A 17,300-nucleotide genomic window follows, 5' to 3' on the forward strand; every position below is an offset into this window, starting at 1 on the left:
ATGCCGATCATGCTATATGCCTAGTTGGGCAGCGACTAGTTCTGATGGGCAGTGATCAGGCGGGGGCGGTGATTTTGTTGCCTACCAGGGCCAGGTTTTGGATTGCGGCCAGGCCGTAGAGGGCCGTGGTGTTTGTTGACACCCATGTCGCCGCGTCGGTTGGCGTCAGGGTTGAGGTCACGTGTTCGCTCTTCCACGGGAGGGTGGGGGCGTAGCCGTCGCCGGTGTAGAAGTCTTTCCAGGCTCGGGTGGTCAGGTCGGGGCTGTTCAGGCGCACTGCGGCGTAGGCCGTCAGGCGGGCGTGGCCCTGGCGGAGGATCAAGTTGCCGAAGGAGGCGCCGCACTCGGCGGTCTGCTCGGCGGCGGTGGCGTTGAACAGGCGGCAGTACTGCAGCCATGCGGCCTCGAAAGCCGGCATGTCCACCAGGTCGATCACCTCGGCGCAGATCTCCACCTGGCCGAACATGGCGCTCAGGTGGGAGACGCTCACCGTTTTCGCGGTGACCGGGGCGAAGCGGCCGGTGTCCAGGTCGTAGAGGCCGCTGCCGGTGACGAAGCCGTTCGGCATCGCGGCGATCGTCTCCATCGTGCCGAGCAGCTTGGCCTTGGCCAGGGCGGCGGACGGGCCGCGGCGTTCCCACTCGGTCAGCCAGGCGGCGGCCAGGCCGCTCCAGTCGGTGCCGAGGCCGATCGACAGGGCGTGCGGGTCGGGGGTGTAGGGCTCGGTGCGGATCTTGCGGAGCGGGTCGAGGACCAGGAACGTCTGGTCCGAGTCGACCAGTTCCGACAGCAGGTCGCCGGTGCGTTCGTCGGCGGTCAGGAAGTAGTAGATGCGGCGGTAGACGGCGGTGCTGATGCGCTGCTGCTTGGCGCTGTCGGCCCAATGCTGCACGCCGTGCCGGGTGCCGAGGCCGGCCCATTTGCCCAGGTGGTAGACGTCGACCTCGCCGGTGTGCCGGGTCATCGCCTCGGCGAAGCGGAAGATGTCGGCGCGGCCGGAGCGCAGGAAGGCATACCAGAGCCACAGGTCGGGGGAGAGCTCCGAGTTGTCCCAGGCGTAGCCACCGACGTCGTAGCGCCAGACCAGGCGGTCCTCGTCGAAGGTGTGCATGATGTCGCCGTAGTCCCAGAACCCGTACCAGTGGCGCTGGTCGACCTGACGCCGGTAGAAGTCGAACAAGAAGTCCAATTTGTCCTCGATGGAGGCCTTCAGCGGGTCGGTGCGGTCGACCGGCGCGAACAGGCCGCCGAAGACACGCGCCGACACCAGCTGCGAGACCGGGTTGATCAGCTGCGGCGGCGTGCGGACCTGGTCGGCCATCGCGCCCAAGGTGGCGGCGGAGGGCGTCGCGGCCAGCGCCCACAGGGTCAGCTCGTTCGTGCGCGAGATGCCGTAGGGCGTACCGAAAGCGGGCTCGTAGTCCTCGTAGGTGATGTTGAGACCTTCGAGCTGCTCCGGATAGGTGTCCTGGCCCATCCCGTCGTGATAGAAGCGCATGTCCATCGGCCCGGCGTCCGGAGACCACAGCCACACCGTGACCTCGGCCTCCGCGGTGTGCGCCCGGCGGATGTCGAGCTGCGTGGGGTGGCGTTGCCAGAAATCCTTGAGGCCGACCGCGAATCCGCCGGTGACCCCGCCGACGTAGGCGAGGCCGGAGGCGCGCTGCCCCTGGTCGACGGAGACCCACCCGTACCCCCTGCTTGGTCCGCTTCTTGATCGTGAAGCCGTTGGCGGTGAGCTGGCTGAGTGAGTAGTCGCCCCACTGGGGGATGTATTGCAGGCGGGTCGTGACCCGTTGGTCCCAGGTCGCCGGGTCGGGCAGAGCGGTGCCGGCGATCTGCGCCTGGCGGACCGCAAGCCCGGGGTCCCGCCGCAGCCCGGTGATGCCCTGCACCGCCTCGCCGAGCGTGCCGTGCCCGTCGCCGACGAAGCGGACGTGCCGGTCGTAGGCGGCGTCCCGCATCGGCACCTGGAACCGGACGCCGAGCCCGGCGATGTAGTCGCGCGAACCGTCCCGGTCGTAGATGAACGTGTGCATCATCCGGATGCTCTCCGCGCCGGCGAAGAAGACGAGCCGGATGGTGAACGGCAGCCAGGTCCCGTGCTTGCCGTCGATCCGGATGACCGCGCGAACCGGCCCGTTCTGCTCGACCACCACCGATTTGATCTCGCTGTCGAGCTGATGTGTCGCCCGCGAAGGGCCTTCGATCTGCTCCTGCCGCAAGCTGATCAAGGTGCCGCGGGAGGCGATCAGGGTGTCGCCGCGCCACAGCTGGCTGATCAGTTCACGGCCGCGCTTGGGGATGCGGACGCGGATGATGCCGGTGTTGACTTCCACGTATTTTTGCTGATTTTTTACCACGACCGGCACCGGCGGACTCTCCGGAACACCGGCTACCAGCGTGTACGAATCGGCGGGCGATGCCGCGGCGATGGCGTGGCCGCTCCACTTGAGAGTGCCGTCCGGCCAGTAGGCGAGCGGCCAGCTCTGCAGCGGCACCGCCGGGTCCGAGAGCTTGAAGGTCTGGTTGCCCGGAACCGCGCCCTGGGGCCACGGCGTGCCCCAGGTGGTGGTGGCCGACGAGCCGGGCCGGCCCTCCAGCCAGGTCAGGTGCACGTCGGCAGGCACAGCGGCTTTCTCCAGACTCGAGATTTTCGTAACAAAAGGCACAGCGGCCATGCCGGCCAGGACGCGGCGACGTTCCACGGTTACTCCTTCACGGATCCGATCAGGACGCCCTTCGCGAAATGCTTCTGCAGGAAGGGGTAGACCAGCAGGATCGGCAGCGTCGCGATCACGATGATCGCGAACTTCAGCCCCTGCTCGGGGAAGAGCGTGGAGTCCAGGGCTTGCAGCGCGTTCGCCGAGTCCGCGTTGGGCGCGGTGAGCTGGCGGACGAGCACCTGGAGCGTCCACTTCTGGTTGTCGTTGATGTAGAGCAGCGGCGACATGTAGTCGTTCCAGATGCCGACCGCGTAGAACAGCGAGAACGTCGCGATGATCGGCTTGGACAGCGGCAGCACGATGCGGCGGAAGACGCCGAGCTCGGTGCACCCGTCGATCCGGGCCGCCTCCTCCAGGGCCTCGGGCAGCTGCTGGAAGAACGTCTTCACGATGATCAGGTAGAACGGATTGATGGCCAGCGGCAAGATCAGCGCCCAATAGCTGTCGAGCAGGCCGAGATTGCGCACCACCAGGTAGGTGGGGATCATGCCGCCGCTGAACACGAGCGTGAAGATCACCAGGTTGAGGACCAGGGCGCGGCCGGGAAGCTGCCGCTTGGCCAGCGGGTACGCCATGGTCAGGGTCAGCCCGACCTGGATGACGGTGCCGACCAGGGTGACGCAGATGGTGGTGATCAGCGCCCGCACGAACACCCCGGTGGAGAAGATGTAGTCGTACGTGTCGGTGACGATCTTGTTCGGCCACAGGAAGAACGGCCGCGCGGCGATCTCACCCTCCGAGGCGAACGACCCGGCGGCGACATACAGCAAGGGCAGGAGCGTGACGGCAGCCAGACCAAAAAGCACGACAGCATTGAGTACGTCGAAAGCCCGCCCCGCCGGAGAATTGTCCTTCACCATCAGAACAACCCCCGCTCGCCGAGCCGCTTCGAGAGCAGGTTCGAGCCGTAGATGAGCAGCACCCCGACCACACCCTTGAACAGCCCGACCGCGGTGGAGTAGCTGTACGAGCCCTGGGTGATGCCGATGTAGTAGACGTAGGTGTCGAAGACGTCGGCCACCGAGCGGTTGAGCGACGAGGTCATCAGCCAGATCTGCTCGAAGCCGGAGTCGAGCAGATGCCCGGTGGTCAGGATCGCCATCACCACGATCGCGGGCCGGATGCCGGGCAGCGTGATGTGCCAGAACTGCCGCCACCGGCCGGCGCCGTCGACCCGGGCCGCCTCGTAGAGCTGGGTGTCCACCCCGGCCAGCGCGGCCAGGTAGATGATCGTGCCCCAGCCGGTCTGCTTCCACAGCAGCTGGAGGATGACGACCGGCCGGAACCACTCCTCCTGGGCCACGTAGTCGGCGCGCGGGCCGCCGACGATGTCGTTGATCCAGCCGGCGATGACCCCGAAGTCGGCCGAGAACAGCAGGTAGGTCACCGACGCCACGATCGTCCAGGACAGGAAGTGCGGAATGTAGATCACCGACTGGATCGACTGCCGCACGACCTTGCGGCGCATCTCGTTGAGCATCAGCGCCACGACGATCGGGGCCGGGAAGACGAACACCACGGTGAGCAGCGCCAGCAGCCCGGTGTTGAACATCAGGCGGCCGAAGTCGGGGCCGGCGAACAGCTCCTCGAAGTGCTTGAGCCCGACCCACGGGCTGTCCTGGTAGCCCAGGAACGGCAGGTAGTCCTGGAACGCGATGCTCAGGCCGTACATCGGCCAGTACCGGAAGATCAGGAAGTACGCGAGGCCGGGGAGCAGCATCACGTACAGCCAGCCGTTCTTGAGAAGGCGGTGGCTTTTCGCCCGCTCGGCCGGCGGCGCGTCGACCGCCGGCCGTTGTTCCAGGTCAGTGGCCACGGTTACTTGCCGAGTTTCGCCACGAGCTCGTTGGTCTCCTCGGCGATCTTGGTGCCGCCCTCGGCGTACCACCGTTTGACCTCGGCCCGGAGCTGCTCCTCGGTGATGTCTCCGGACAGGTACTTGATCCGGGCGTCCGGGATGATCAGGTCAAGGGTCTTGCCCTGCTTGATGTAGTAGTCGGAGACGACGCCGAGCGCCGGGTTGTGCACCGCGGTCTTGAGGTCCTCGGTCGCCAGCTGTTCCCGCTGCACGAGCAGGTTGCGGGAGGGCTCGTCGGCCGGCATCGGCGGATAGGCGCCGAGACCGATGCTGGCCCGGGTGCCGAGCTGGATGAACGCCTTCTCCACGTCATTGTTGATCGTCTTGATCTGCGGGTTGTCCTCGTCCAGCGGCACGGCGTACTTGTCCTGGAGCTTGAAGTTGCGCCCCTCGATCCCGTTGGTGAGCAGGACCGTGCCCTCCTTGGTCTGCATCTTGTCGAGCACCTGGAGGATCTGGTCGAGCTGTTCCTCGCTCTTCACCTTCTGCCGGGGAATCGCGACGATGCCGTTGTAACCGGGGAAGGGGGCGGAGAACTTCTGTCCGTCGGCTCGCGCCAGGTTGCCGGCCAGGGCGACCTTGTCGAAGTTCTTCGGGTCCTGCTCCTTGAACAGCTTGACCAGGTCGGCGGAGCGGACGTTGACGTCGATGATGATGCCGCCACGGCCCTGCACGAACGGCTTGTTCCAGTTGGCGCTGTCGAGAGTGGCGAAGTCGGGGTTGATCCAGCCCTGGTCGACCCAGTTCTTGAGCCACTTGTTGGCGGTGATGAACTCCTCGGTGTCGAAGCCGGGGACGAGTTTGCCGCCCCGCTCGCCCCAGCCGTTGGGCGCTCCGAACCAGGTCTCGATCACGTCGTACGGGCTGGAACTGGCGTAGTTGCCGGGCCACTTCGGAACGATCAGCCCGTACGTGTCCTTCTTGCCGTTGCCGTCCGGGTCGCGCTCGGTGAACGCCTTGGCGATGGCCTGCAGGTCGTCGACCGTCTTCGGCATCTGCAGACCGAGCTTGTCCAGCCAGTCCTTGCGGATCGTGATGGCCGAGCGCAGCAACGGGCGAATCCGGTACATGCCGTAGGTCTTGCCGTTGACCGTGGCGTTCTTCCCGGTCGTCGGGTCGGCCGGCTTGAGGTTCGGATACTTGTCGAGCTTGCCGGTCAGGTCCCAGAACGCGCCGGCCTGCGCGGCCTGGACGAACGCGGCCTGCTTGTCGCCCTGGATGACCATGACCTGCGGCATATTGTTGGAGGCGAGCGTGACGTTGGTCTTCTCGTTGTAGTCGGCGTTCGGCACCCAGGTGATCTGGAGCTTCTTGCCGATCAGCTTCTGCACGGCCTGCTGCAGCTCGCCGTCCGGGTTGGGCGCGGTGCCGAACAACGGCGCCATCACCGTGATGGTGTCGCTGCTGGTCTCGCTGCCGCCGTCGCCACAACCCGCCAATATCAGGCTCAGGGCGGCCACGGCCGCCACGCTTGTCTTCATGTGATCCCCCTTGCGTTTCGGAGCGCCTCGTTCTCGGCGAACAGGCGCAGGCAGAGCCAGGTGTTCAGCTGGATCCACCCGCCTACGGCGACCACCAGCAGGACGGGGTACGCGATGACCGCGTAACCGATCGCGACGGCGGTGAACAGCAGCAGGACGGATGCGGGCAGACGGAGCAGAGCGAACAGCGAGGCCTTGGGGAGAAGGGCAGGCGTCCGGAGGTCGTAGTGCACGGCCATCGGGAGCAGATGGGCCGCGATTACCGCGAGCAGGGCCAGGGCGGCCAGGGTGGTGTTCTTCGCAGCCCGATCGGTGAGCCAGTGATAGTTGATGACCAGCAGCGTCATCGCCGCGGCGATCGGAAGGACGACGGCGGAACCCCGCCGAAATTCCACCCGGTAGGCACGGACGAAGGACGATCCGGTCTCGCCGGCGGCATGGCGACGAGCAATGGTGTACGCCGCGAGCGTGGCCGGGCCGACCCCGAGAACCACGCCACCGGCCAGAGTGCCTATCGTCCACAGCAGACTGAGCTTCACCGCCCAATAGACCTCGTCAGCGGCCGCGTATAGCCGCAGTGCCATCGCGCCCCCTGCCGTTGTGTCGGGCGGGTTAACAGGTATCGAGGAACGTAACTTTGAATCGTCTCAAAGTCAACGCTCCGGAAAACCCTTTCCAGCAGGTAGATCAGGGGCTTCGATGGCCAGGTTGGCGTACTCGCCGATCATCGGCGCCATCTGCCGGAAGCCGATCCGGCCGCCGGGCAGCGGCTCCGGATCCGTCCAGCTGAAGGTCAACAGGCCTGCGACCTCGAAGGATATGACTCCACCGTGGACGGTCAGCCGCATCCGGTACGGGCCCTGCGCGTCCAGCGCCGCCGGCAACGGATCGGGGCCCTGAGCCACCAGATGGAAGCCGTAGCTCTTGCGCAGGTTGCACGTGTGCAATCGGCGCTCCGACGGCCACATCCGGCGGAAATAGGACACGTGGTAGGCATTCAGGTCGCCGTGGTGATATTGCTCGTAGGGCCCGGTACGCGGCGCGAGCTCGAAGATGTCCTCGCCGTTCCGGCCGCGGGCGTGGAAGAAGAGGATGGCCAGCCCCGGCTCCCGGACGGGCCAGAAATCCCAGGTCGCGGTGAAGTCCGGGCCGAGATCCGGCGGGCACCACAGCACGATGTTGGCGTCCTGGCCGTCCTCGGGCGGGCGCCGGCTCTCCAGTCGCAGCCGGCCCTGCGGGAACGAGACCGCGCCGTCGCCCTCCATCCGGAAGTCCGCGATATCGGCGGCCGTGCTGAGGCTGTTGTGGTAAAGCATTGACGGAACTCTATACGTTTCAACTCGACCCGGGGGACCCATGCCGCTCGACCAGCACCACGCCGAACGCCTCGCCGCGCGCGAACGGTTCCTGACCGGAGCCGGTCCCGAACCCGCCCCGCCGGTCAGCCCGCCCGCGCCCGCCGGAGTCGTCATCGGCGAGATCAGCATCCCCGGCCCGCACGGCCCGATCTCGCTGCGCACCTACCGCCCCGATCGCCGGCCGGCCGCGGCCCTGCTCTGGGCGCACGGCGGCGGCTTCCGGCACGGCACGCTGGACATGCCCGAGGCCGACTGGGTCAGCGCGACGCTGGCCGCTGCCGGCGCCTACGTGGTGTCGGTCGACTATCGGCTGGCGGTCGGGGGAGTGCGTTATCCGGTGCCGCTCGACGACGTACATGCGGCCTGGTTGTGGTTGGTCGCCGCGGTTGATCTGCCGGCGCGGCGGGCGATCGGAGGCGCCAGCGCCGGCGCCGCCCTCGCGCTGGCCGCCGCACTGCGCGCCCGGGACGCCGGACTGCCGGTCCCGGACGCGCTGCTGCTGGCCTATCCGTTCACGCACTTCCCCAACCCGGCCGCGGACGCCGAACTGGCGGCGTCGCTGTCCGCTTCGCTGCCGCCGGGCGCACGTTTCACCGCGGCCGGAGTCGAGGACATGGTCCGCAACTACGTCGGCCGGATCACCGACCTGCCGCCGGACGCGCTGCCCGGCGCCGCCCGGCTGACCGGACTGCCGCCCGTCCACCTGGTGCTCTCCGAGTACGACGACCTGCGCACCTCGGGCGAGCTGCTGGCCCGTCAGCTGGCTTCCTGCGACGTCGCGGTTTCCTGCTATCTGGCGCGCGGAATGCCGCACGGCCATTTGAATCAGCCGGCCGGTGAAACCGGGTCACTCGCCTTCTTCGCGTCAGCCCTTGTAGAGAATCGCGTCGATCTCGATGTCGAAGCCCACTAGCGGCACCGGCAATGTCGTACGCACCGGAAGGTTGTCGCCCTTGATGTACTGCGCGTAGATCTCGTTGAGCTCGGCGAAATCGCCGAAGTCGCGCAGATAGACACCCACCCGCACGGCGTCGTCGAGGCTGGCGCCGGCCGCCTCGGCCACCGCGGCCAGATTGCCGAAAGCGGCGTGCGCCTGCTCGGCGAAACTGCCGGTCACGAAGGATCCGTCGGGCCGCGCCGGCACCGCGCCGGCCAGATAAATGGTGTCGCCGGCCACGACGGCGTGCGAATAGGGCCCACCGGCCGGGGCTGCCTTGTCGGTCACCATCGCGCGCTTGGGCATCTCGTTCACTCCTATTTGGTTTCTCGTGGGAATTGGTCGGCCAGCCCGTCCGGGCCGACCAGCGGTTGGCTGAGCAGAGCGCGAAGGTCACGCTCCCGGCGGCTCAACGCGGCGCGTTGCGCGCCGGTGAGCGGAATCCACGGCGCCGGTGGTTCCGGCAGGCGCGGCGTCAATTTCTGCCCTTTCCGGTACGTCGCCACATTGACCAGACGCAACGGCGCGGTGCGCACCTGCAGATGCGCGTCGGCGACCTCGAACGCGCCGGGCTCCACGGCGAAGACCGCGAGGTCGGCCGGCGCCCCCACGTCGAGGGTGCCGCCGTCGAGCCCGAGCGCCGCCGCGGGCCGCACCGTCACCGCCTCGATCACCTCGGCCAGCGGCAGTCCGGCCGCCAGCACCTTCGCCATCGTGGTGGGCAGGTCGAAGGCCGGCCCGTACACCGAGCGCGCATGCAGGTCGGTGGAGATCGTGTGTGGCCGCAGCCCCAGGTCGAGCTGCCGCTCGAGGACGTCGAACGCGAACCCGCCCGACCCGTGCCCCAGGTCGAACAGCACCCCGCGCGCACCGGCCCGGACCGCCGCCGGCCCGACCGGCGACGCGATGCCGCTGGCGCAGTGCGTGACGATGTCGCCCGGCCGCAGCAGATCGAGCACCTCGTCGACGGCCGGGGGAGCGGACCCGACGTGCGCCATGACCGGCACCCCGCAGGCCTCTCCGACGGCGATGGCCCGCCGCAGCGGCTCCACCCCGTTGTCGCCCACCGTCTCCCGGTCGATCCGCACCTTGATCCCGAAGATCCGGTCCCGGTGCGCCTGCACCGTGTCGATCGCCAGCGCGACATCACAGTTGCCCAGATCGCGGCTCTCCCCGGTGCGCCCGGAGAGCCCCACCGCCGAGATGTTGAGCAGCCCCACGACCCGGACGTCGAAGCTCCTGCGCAGCAGGCCGTCGAGCGTGAACGCCCCCGCCGTCCCGGCATCCACCCAGGTGGTGACCCCGGTGTGCCAGGCGATCGGATCGGGCGCGATGCCCCAGTAACCCGGCCCGACGTGCGTGTGCAGATCAATCAGCCCCGGCGTGACGAGCAGCCCGCCGACGTCCTCGACAACTCGCGCCCCGGTGCGGGGCAGCCCTTTCCCGGTGGCCGCGATCCGTCCACCTTCGACCGCCACGTCGAACGGCTCACCCCCGGCCAGCAACAGATCCCACGTCACTCCGCGGCCTCCAGGGCGCTCGTGATGGCCAGCCGGTAGAGCCGGGCCGGGCGGCCCTTTCGGGTCACCTGGGTGCTGCCGCCCTCGATCACCAGGTCGGCGTCGGTCAGCTTGCGGATCAGCCGGCGGCCGCTCGGGTCGGTTATCCCGAGGGCCTTGGCCAGCTCGCCCGGGGAGATCAGCCGGCCACCGAGCCCGCGCTCCACCGAGGCGAGCCGGGACAGCGTCGCCGGGCTCAAGCCGGCCTTGGTGGCCAGGATCTCCAGCGCGCCGTGCTCGCGGTGGGTCCAGGTCAGTGGGGGCGCCGCGCCGATCGCGCCCATCGGGCCGATGGTCACCCCGTCGTCGGTGAACAGATAGGCCACCGAGCCCGGCTCCTGCTCGGCGCGGGCCGCCGCCTGCTCGGCGAGATCGACGCTGAGCCGGGCCGACCCGCCGATCCCGAAGCCCGCCACCACCCGCATGCCCAACTGGTCGCGGGCATCGCCGAGCACCGGAAGCCCGACCCACTGCCGGGTCGCCGCCTCGAACAGCGACGCCGGCGCGAACACCAGCAGCGCCCGGTGCCCGCGCTGGTCGATCCACGCGTCCGCGAACTCGGGCGTGTGCAGCAACAGGTGCTGCAGCCCGACCCGGGCGCGGTCGCTGCCCGGCGCGCCGAGCACGAACAACCCGGTGGCGAACCGCTGCCGCTCCCGCGCTCGCAGCACCAGCTCGTGCAGGCCGGCACGAATCGTCTCGGCCGTCGGCGCCGCATGCAGCACGGCCGCCTCCCGGCCGAGAATGGCTGCTACCGCCGTCCGCCCGGTGATGAGGTAGCTCGCCCCGGTCTCCGCGAGCCGCTTCCGGTGAAAGGCGACGATCTCGTCGATCGGCTGGCCCGGATCGAACGGCAGCGTCGCAATCTGCGCCGCATCGAGCTCGAGCGCCCCCGCGACCTCGTCGACGATCTCCCGGTCGAACGTGTCGATCGCGACCGGCGTCGCCGCCCAGCCGTTGCCGCGCGCCCGGGCCCAGGCGAGGGCCAGATCGAGCGCCACCTGTCGGGTGACGGCCACCGGCAGGGAGGGTGGCAGCAGGTCACGACTGTGGGCCCACGGCAGGAGGCCCATCAGCAGCCCGTCGAGCCGCGACTCACGCAGCAGCCCACCGACCAGATCGCGAATCTCGTCGTCCCGCTCATAGACCGCCCAGGCGAGCTCGACCCCGTCAACGATCCGCGCGGCGTCAGCGAAGCGCTGCCGATGCCCGGCCGGCACCACCAACCCGATCCGCATCACACCGCTCGTTCCGTTGACACCAGCTCCCGACCAACGAACTATATGCGAACCTGGTTCGTTTCGGAGGTCCCGTGATTCCGCTGGCGTCGGCGATCCGTCTTGGTGGCGGCGCTTTCTCGCTGGGGCCGGACGCGCTCCTGTCGGCCGGAGAAGGACTCGACGGCGTCGCCGATTGGCTTCGCCATGCTTTGTGCTTCCCCCTTCCCATGGGGGAGCCGGCAGCACTGCGATTGGCGGTTGACCCCGGGCTGTCGACCGAGGGGTATGCCCTTCGCATCGCCGAGGACGGAGTCTCGATCCTTGGCGGATCCGCTGCTGGGGTCTTCTACGGAGCGCAGACGTTGCGGCAGCTTCTTCCGTCCGGCTCGTTGCTGCGGCTGCCTGCCGAGGGCCGGTTGCGGCCGAAGAAGGACGAAGGCTGGGCGGTGCCGTTCGCTGACATCTCGGACTCGCCGCGCTTTGCGTGGCGGGGCGTGATGCTTGACGTTGCGCGGCACTTCATGCCGGTGGCGGACGTGCTGCGGTTTGTTGATCTGGCGGCGTTTCACAAGCTCAACGTGTTGCACCTGCACCTGACCGACGACCAGGGATGGCGGATCGAGGTGCCGGGGTGGCCGCGGCTCACCAGCGTCGGGGCGTGGCGGCGGGAGACGATGCTCGGTGCCCGGATGCACGGGCGGTACGACGGGCGGCCGCACGGCGGGTTCTATACGGCCGATGACCTGCGGGAGATCGTGTCCTATGCGGCGCAGCGCTTCGTGACGGTGGTGCCCGAAGTGGATATGCCGGGGCACATGCAGGCCGCGATCGCCGCGTACCCCTCGCTCGGTAACGGCTATGAGGGGCCGGTGCGCAGCGGGTGGGGGATCTCTCCGCACGTGCTCAACCTGTCGGCGGAGGCGATGGGCTTCTGCCGGGACGTGCTGGCGTACGTGTGCTCGATCTTTCCGTCGCCGTTGATCGGGATCGGTGGCGACGAGTGCCCGGCCGGCGAGTGGGCGGACAACCCGGTGATCGCGCGGGAAGGGCTTGGCGGGCCGTCGGAACTGCAGGGCTGGTTCACCGGGCGGATGGCGGCGTTCCTGGCGGCCCGGGGGCGGCGGGTTTTCGGCTGGGACGAGCTGCTGGCTCACGACGTACCCCCGAAGTCGGTGATTGCCGCCTGGCGTGGGGTTTCGCCGGCCGTGACCGCCGCCAAGGCCGGAATCTCCGTGGTTTCCTGTCCTGATATTTCGTGTTACCTGGACTATCGGCAGTCGGACGACCCGGGCGAGCCGACGCCGGTGGGCACGCTGCTTACGCTTGCCGACGTCTACGACTTCGACCCGATCCCGGCGGGGCTGTCCGGGGCGGAGGCGGCCAACGTGCTCGGTGGACAGGTCAACGTGTGGACCGAGCACATGGAGTCGGCCCGCCGCGTCGACTACATGACCTACCCGCGGCTGTGCGCGTTCGCGGAGACGGTCTGGTCTACCACCGTTCGCGATTACGGTGGTTTCCGCCGTCGGCTGGACGCACACTTGCCGCGCCTCGACGCCCTGGGCGTGAACTACCGGCCGATGTCCGGCCCGCGATCCGGGGATGATCGCCCGGATGCCCCCGGCAACCCGCGCAGCCTCCCGGACCGGCTGGCCGAACTCCACGAGATGACCGCCGACCTCCGCTGAGTACCCTCGGTCGTCGTGACTCCCCTGCATCCGGTCGACCTGCACCTGCTGCTGACCCGGGGCGACCAGGTCCTGATGGCGCTGCGTGCGAACACCGGCTACGCCGACGGCCAGTGGAACCTGCCCTCCGGCAAGCTGGAACCCGGCGAGGACGCCTTGACCGGCATGATCCGCGAGGCCCGCGAGGAGATCGGGCTGCGCCTGCACCCGTCCGAGTTGCGCCTGGCCAGCACGGTCCACCAGCGGAACCCGAGCGGCTCGACCCGGATCGGCCTGGTCTTCGCTGCCCCGCACGACCCGGCCGGCCACGGCACCCCGGCAAACGCCGAGCCGCACAAGTGCGCGGCCATCAACTGGTTCCCGCTGACCGGCCTGCCACCGGACACGGTCCCCTACACCGCAGCCTGCATCGAAGCGTTCCGGGCCGGCGTCCCGTTCGCCCTCAACGGCTTCCCTCGGTGAGAATCTCGCTGGGGGTTGACCCGCTATGACGGCGCGCTGGCCCCGGATCCGGGCCGCCCGGCGCTCCGGAGCGCCCGGCTCGAGATCGTCGACTCGATGCTTGATCTCAGCGCCGGCCTGGCGAGATACGAGCAAACCAGCTGGCCGGGCCGGTGTGGACCGGCCCGGCGGTTGCTGTGGGTCAGGTGTTGCAGCCGGCCACGCCGGTGGCCCAGACCTGGCTGTCCATCAGGATGCCGCTGATGACCACGTCGTCGCCCGGCAGCTGGATCGACGCGCGGGCGTGGCCCATGAATTCCCAGCAGTCGTTGATGTCGCCGTCGCCCGAGTACGCCGTAACCCGTTCGGCGGCACACGGCCCGTAGTCTGCCGGGTCCATGAGTGAGCCGCACCCGTAGTTTTCGCCGTGCCAGATGAGCTGCCACGCGGAGGCGCCGGGCTTACGCCGGTAGAGGTCGGCGCCGGTGACGACTCCCCGGCAATTCTTGATGGTGTAAGGGGAGAGGTTCGACTGGCAGAACGCCTCCGTCTCCGCGTCGATGTACCAACGTCCGGAGGAGCCGTTGCTCAGTTTGATGAGGTCGGCGCAGATCGCGGCTCGCACGGTCTTGTAAACGCGCGACGGGTTGCCGCACTTGTGTGCCACCGTGACGCCGTCGGCCATTGCTGGTGACGCCGCCACCAGCGAGGACACCGCTCCGGCCAGAAGCACGGCCGCCACCGCCAGAGCCCGCTTGACGTTATTTCGCACGTTTCCTCCGGTATCGCTGGGTATCGATGATTCGACGCTAGCGACGGCGGCGGATTTTCGGTCCTATGAGCTCTTAGGGTCCTTCGACGATCAGAGTGGCGCACTCGCGGAACAGGTCGTCGGGGGTGCGGCCGGGCTGGAAGTACTCCGTGATGCCCGCGATCACCGTCGGATGGTCCTGGGCGAAGGCCGCCATGTCGAAACCCTTCAGCGTCTCCTCGTCCGGCCGGGGGGCCTGCTCCTCCAGCACGTGACCGATCGTGAAGCCCTCGACCGTCAGCACCGTCAACCGCGCCCGGTGCAGCGGCACACCCTGCTCGACCAGGGTCCTCATGCCGAGCTCGGAGAGGGCGGACATGTTGCGCGACAGGTGGGCCATCGAGACGACCCGCGCGCCGTCGGGGTGCGCCAGCATCGCCGCCCGCAGCCGCACGGCGAGGCCGATCAGCCAGTCCTGCCAGCGCTCTCCCGGGAGGAGGGGGACGGCCGGCAGCGGCGTCAGAATCGCCTCGGCGATCGCGGTGATCAGGGCCGCCTTGTTCGGCAGATGCCAGTACAGCGTCGGGGCCTGCACGCCCAGCCGCGCGGCGAGTTTGCGCAGCGTGACGTTTTCCAGGCCGTCGGCATCGAGCAGCGCCACTGCCTCGTCGACGATGCGCTTCCGGTCCAGGGCCATGACCGGTCACTCTATCAGTGTTAGAGTCCCCTAACACTGTTAGAGAGAGGGCGACCACGATGAAGGCTGCGGTACTGCACGAGCGTGACGGCATCCCCCGCTACCAGGAGTTTCCCGACCCGGTGCCGGGCGCGGGCGAGGTGCTGATCGAGGTGCTCGCGGTCGCGGTGGAGACCGTCGACCGCGTCGTCGCGAGAGGCGAGCACTACGCCAGCCAGGCGATGATGCCGATGCTGCCGGCCATCCCCTGCTTCGACGGCATCGGGCGGCTGCCCGACGGCCAGGTCGTCGGCTTCGGCAATCCCCGCCCGCCGTTCGGTGCGCTCGCCGAGCGCACCGTCGTCCCGGCCGGCAACTACGGCCCGATCCCGGAGGGCATCGACCCGGCCGTCGGCACCGTCCTGGCCAGCGCGATCAGCGCCATGTCGATGAGGGCCGCGGCCGGCCTGCAGCCCGGCGAGACCGTTCTCATCCAGGGCGCAACGGGCGTCGCCGGCGGGCTGGCGATCCAGGTCGCGCGTCTGCTCGGCGCCGGGCGCGTCATCGCGACCGGCCGCGACGACGAACGCCTGCGCGAGCTCGGCGCCGACGCGGTCATCAACACCAAGATCAAGGACGAGGAGCTGATTGAGGCGTACGCCGCGGAGAAGTACGACGTGGTCGTCGACTACCTCTGGGGCCGCCCCACCGAGCTCCTGCTCCGCAGCCTGATCCCGGCCGGGTTCGCCTTTCCGCGGCCGACCCGGCTCGTGCAGATCGGCGAGTCGGCCGGCGCCGAGCTCAGCCTGCCCGCGTCGGCGCTGCGCACGTCGGGCGTGGAGATCTACGGCGCGGCGCGGGGCCTGGACGGCGGGGGCATGGCGCAGGCGTACGGGCAGGTCGTGCAGTGGACGCTGAGCGGCGAGCTGACCTTCGATCTGGAGCGGGTGCCGCTGCGCGACATCGAGACGGCCTGGACCCGGACGGATCTCCACGGCCGCCGCCTCGTCGTTACGATGCGGGGACAGTGAATGACGAATATGAGCGCCTCACGGCGTACGGAACCCAGCTGATTTTGACCCATGCTCGTCTGCGCGACCTGCTCGAAGATCTCCGCGACGGCATCTACCCGGGCGACGAGCTCGCCACGCACTGCATCGCCTTCTGCGACGCGCTGACCGAGCACCACACCGACGAGGACGCCAACGTCTTCCCGCTGCTCGCCGCGCGGCACCCGGAACTTCGCGGTTTCCTTGCTCAGCTGCGTCAGGACCACGCGATCATCAGCGGTCTTGTCAGGGGGGTGCGGCAGGATGACCCCGAGGCGTTGAGCGCCCTCGCCGCGGTGATGGAGACACATTTCCGCGGCGAGGAGAAACGCCTGGTCACGGTGCTGAACGAGATCGGGGGATGACGGCGATGGAGGTCCCGGAACCGCGGGTCGACTGGCGTAGCAAGGGGTTCTTCCTGCCGGCGGGGGAGCGGTCGGCGAGCGATTACGCCCGCGAGAAACCGAGCCTGTTCGGCGGCGGCTTCACCTGGCCGGTGCTGACGCTGCGCCAGTCGGCGGCCGAGGCCAACATCGCCACGATGGCGGCCTATTGTGCCCGCCACGACCTCGATTTCGCCCCGCACGCCAAGACCACGATGGCGCCCGGCCTGCTCGCCGCCCAGTTCGCGGCGGGCGCGTGGGGCATGACGGTGGCGACCCCGAGTCAGGCCCTGGTGCTGCGCCGGCTGGGCGTGCAGCGGATCCAGATCGCCAACGAGGTCCTCGACGCCACGGCGCTGCGCTGGCTCGCCGAGGAGAGCGCGGAGATCTACATCCAGGCCGACTCACTCGCGGGCGTGGAAGCCGCTGCACGCGCCGGCCGCATCCGGGTCTTCGCCGAGCTGGGCCATCCCGGCGGCCGCACCGGGGTGCGCACCCTCGACGAGCTCGAGGAGGTCGCGCGCGCGATCACCGAAGCCGAGAGCCTGGAGTTCGCCGGCGTCACGGCGTACGAGGGTCAATTGCCCACCGAGCCCGAGGTGGACGCCTTCCTGGACCAGCTCGTGGCCGGGGTTTCCCGGCTGCGGGCCGCCGGTCTGATGCCGCCGGGCGCACGGGTGTCGGCGGGCGGGAGCGCCTGGTTCGACCGGGTGGTCGCCCGGCTCGCCGCGCTGCCGCGCGACCTGCGCCTGATCCTGCGAAGCGGCGCGTCGGTCACCCACGACGACGGTTTCTACGCCGAACGTACGCCGTTCCGTCGCGTTCCCGACGAGGGACCACTGACGGCGGCGCTGGAGATCTGGGCGCAGGTGCTGTCAGTCCCGGAGAAGGGCCTGGCGATCGCCGGCATGGGCAAGCGCGACGCCCCGTTCGACGAGGGCCTGCCGGTGGCGTGGGAGGTGCGTCGCGACGGTGCGAAAACCGACACCGGGCCGATCGCGGTGACCAAGTTGAACGATCACCACACCTACCTGGCCGCCGACGGATTGCAGCCCGGCGACCTGATCCGCTTCGGCATCTCGCATCCATGCACGGCGTTCGACAAGTGGCGGCACATCCCGGTGGTCGACGATGACCATCGGGTGGTGGACGTGCTCCAGACGTACCTCTGAG

The 17,300-nt window shown here is 69.0% G+C and carries 17 protein-coding genes and 1 pseudogene; 6 read left to right on the forward strand and 12 right to left on the reverse strand.

Annotation, left to right across the window (positions count from 1 at the left end; translation table 11 throughout):
- Positions 1-55 precede the first annotated feature (55 nt).
- From AB0E90_RS24070 to AB0E90_RS24100, 7 genes and pseudogenes are all read right to left on the reverse strand, one after another.
- The gene (locus AB0E90_RS24070; protein ID WP_360409623.1) at positions 56-1,858 is read right to left on the reverse strand and encodes a hypothetical protein; all 1,803 of its coding nucleotides are present in this window, start codon (positions 1,856-1,858) and stop codon (positions 56-58) included.
- A pseudogene (locus AB0E90_RS24075) lies at positions 1,755-2,681 on the reverse strand (hypothetical protein); the annotation flags it as partial. The pseudogene AB0E90_RS24075 and the gene AB0E90_RS24070, both read right to left, overlap by 104 nt.
- Positions 2,682-2,710: 29 nt before the next feature.
- Entirely contained in the window at positions 2,711-3,586 is an 876-nt protein-coding gene (locus AB0E90_RS24080) for a carbohydrate ABC transporter permease (protein WP_360409626.1), read from the reverse strand.
- A complete protein-coding gene (locus AB0E90_RS24085) occupies positions 3,586-4,542 on the reverse strand; it encodes an ABC transporter permease subunit (protein ID WP_360409629.1) in 957 nt (318 codons plus the stop codon). Before AB0E90_RS24085 ends, AB0E90_RS24080 begins: the two co-directional genes overlap by 1 nt.
- A 2-nt stretch (positions 4,543-4,544) precedes the next feature.
- On the reverse strand, positions 4,545-6,065 hold the full coding sequence (locus AB0E90_RS24090) for a hypothetical protein (RefSeq protein WP_360409632.1): 1,521 nt from the start codon (positions 6,063-6,065) through the stop codon (positions 4,545-4,547).
- On the reverse strand, positions 6,062-6,649 hold the full coding sequence (locus AB0E90_RS24095; protein ID WP_360409635.1) for a DUF624 domain-containing protein: 588 nt from the start codon (positions 6,647-6,649) through the stop codon (positions 6,062-6,064). Before AB0E90_RS24095 ends, AB0E90_RS24090 begins: the two co-directional genes overlap by 4 nt.
- Positions 6,650-6,718: 69 nt before the next feature.
- On the reverse strand, positions 6,719-7,381 hold the full coding sequence (locus tag AB0E90_RS24100) for a DUF1961 family protein (protein WP_360409638.1): 663 nt from the start codon (positions 7,379-7,381) through the stop codon (positions 6,719-6,721).
- Between the two features lie 40 nt (positions 7,382-7,421).
- Between AB0E90_RS24100 and AB0E90_RS24105 the strand changes: the two genes are divergently transcribed.
- Positions 7,422-8,336, forward strand: coding sequence for an alpha/beta hydrolase fold domain-containing protein (locus AB0E90_RS24105; protein WP_360409641.1), 915 nt, complete (start codon positions 7,422-7,424; stop codon positions 8,334-8,336).
- Here AB0E90_RS24105 and AB0E90_RS24110 read toward each other — a convergent pair.
- Genes AB0E90_RS24110 through AB0E90_RS24120 form a run of 3 tightly spaced genes read right to left on the reverse strand, consistent with a single transcriptional unit; the run spans position 8,289 to position 11,157 of the window.
- Positions 8,289-8,666, reverse strand: a complete 378-nt coding sequence (locus AB0E90_RS24110; RefSeq protein WP_360409644.1) for a RidA family protein — start codon at positions 8,664-8,666, stop codon at positions 8,289-8,291. The two genes, AB0E90_RS24105 and AB0E90_RS24110, sit on opposite strands and share 48 nt — an antisense overlap.
- Positions 8,667-8,677: 11 nt before the next feature.
- Positions 8,678-9,880 carry an amidohydrolase/deacetylase family metallohydrolase gene (locus tag AB0E90_RS24115; RefSeq protein ID WP_360409647.1) on the reverse strand — a complete coding sequence of 401 codons (1,203 nt, stop codon included), beginning with the start codon at positions 9,878-9,880 and terminating at the stop codon, positions 8,678-8,680.
- Positions 9,877-11,157, reverse strand: a complete 1,281-nt coding sequence (locus tag AB0E90_RS24120) for a transcriptional regulator (protein WP_360409650.1) — start codon at positions 11,155-11,157, stop codon at positions 9,877-9,879. Before AB0E90_RS24120 ends, AB0E90_RS24115 begins: the two co-directional genes overlap by 4 nt.
- Before the next feature lie 74 nt (positions 11,158-11,231).
- Between AB0E90_RS24120 and AB0E90_RS24125 the strand changes: the two genes are divergently transcribed.
- Entirely contained in the window at positions 11,232-12,827 is a 1,596-nt protein-coding gene (locus AB0E90_RS24125) for a beta-N-acetylhexosaminidase (RefSeq protein ID WP_360409653.1), read from the forward strand.
- Between the two features lie 15 nt (positions 12,828-12,842).
- A complete protein-coding gene (locus AB0E90_RS24130) occupies positions 12,843-13,289 on the forward strand; it encodes an NUDIX domain-containing protein (protein ID WP_360409656.1) in 447 nt (148 codons plus the stop codon).
- A gap of 181 nt (positions 13,290-13,470) precedes the next feature.
- Here AB0E90_RS24130 and AB0E90_RS24135 read toward each other — a convergent pair whose 3' ends face one another.
- Entirely contained in the window at positions 13,471-14,040 is a 570-nt protein-coding gene (locus tag AB0E90_RS24135; protein ID WP_360409659.1) for a hypothetical protein, read from the reverse strand.
- 73 nt (positions 14,041-14,113) lie between these two features.
- Positions 14,114-14,716: a TetR/AcrR family transcriptional regulator C-terminal domain-containing protein gene (locus tag AB0E90_RS24140; protein ID WP_360409662.1), complete on the reverse strand. Its 603-nt coding sequence runs from the start codon at positions 14,714-14,716 to the stop codon at positions 14,114-14,116.
- Positions 14,717-14,775: 59 nt separating this feature from the next.
- On the opposite strand from AB0E90_RS24140, the gene AB0E90_RS24145 reads away from it, so the two are divergent.
- The 3 genes from AB0E90_RS24145 to AB0E90_RS24155 are packed head-to-tail and all read left to right on the forward strand — an operon-like array spanning position 14,776 to position 17,299.
- A complete protein-coding gene (locus AB0E90_RS24145) occupies positions 14,776-15,726 on the forward strand; it encodes a zinc-binding alcohol dehydrogenase family protein (RefSeq protein WP_360409665.1) in 951 nt (316 codons plus the stop codon).
- Positions 15,723-16,109 (forward strand): hemerythrin domain-containing protein, encoded by a 387-nt coding sequence (locus tag AB0E90_RS24150; RefSeq protein ID WP_360409668.1) that lies wholly within the window; start codon positions 15,723-15,725, stop codon positions 16,107-16,109. The genes AB0E90_RS24145 and AB0E90_RS24150 overlap by 4 nt, the downstream gene beginning before the upstream one ends.
- Positions 16,106-17,299 carry an alanine racemase gene (locus AB0E90_RS24155; RefSeq protein ID WP_360409671.1) on the forward strand — a complete coding sequence of 398 codons (1,194 nt, stop codon included), beginning with the start codon at positions 16,106-16,108 and terminating at the stop codon, positions 17,297-17,299. Before AB0E90_RS24150 ends, AB0E90_RS24155 begins: the two co-directional genes overlap by 4 nt.
- Position 17,300: the final 1 nt, after the last annotated feature.

It is taken from the genome of Actinoplanes sp. NPDC026619, assembly GCF_040638295.1.
GTDB lineage: Bacteria > Actinomycetota > Actinomycetes > Mycobacteriales > Micromonosporaceae > Actinoplanes.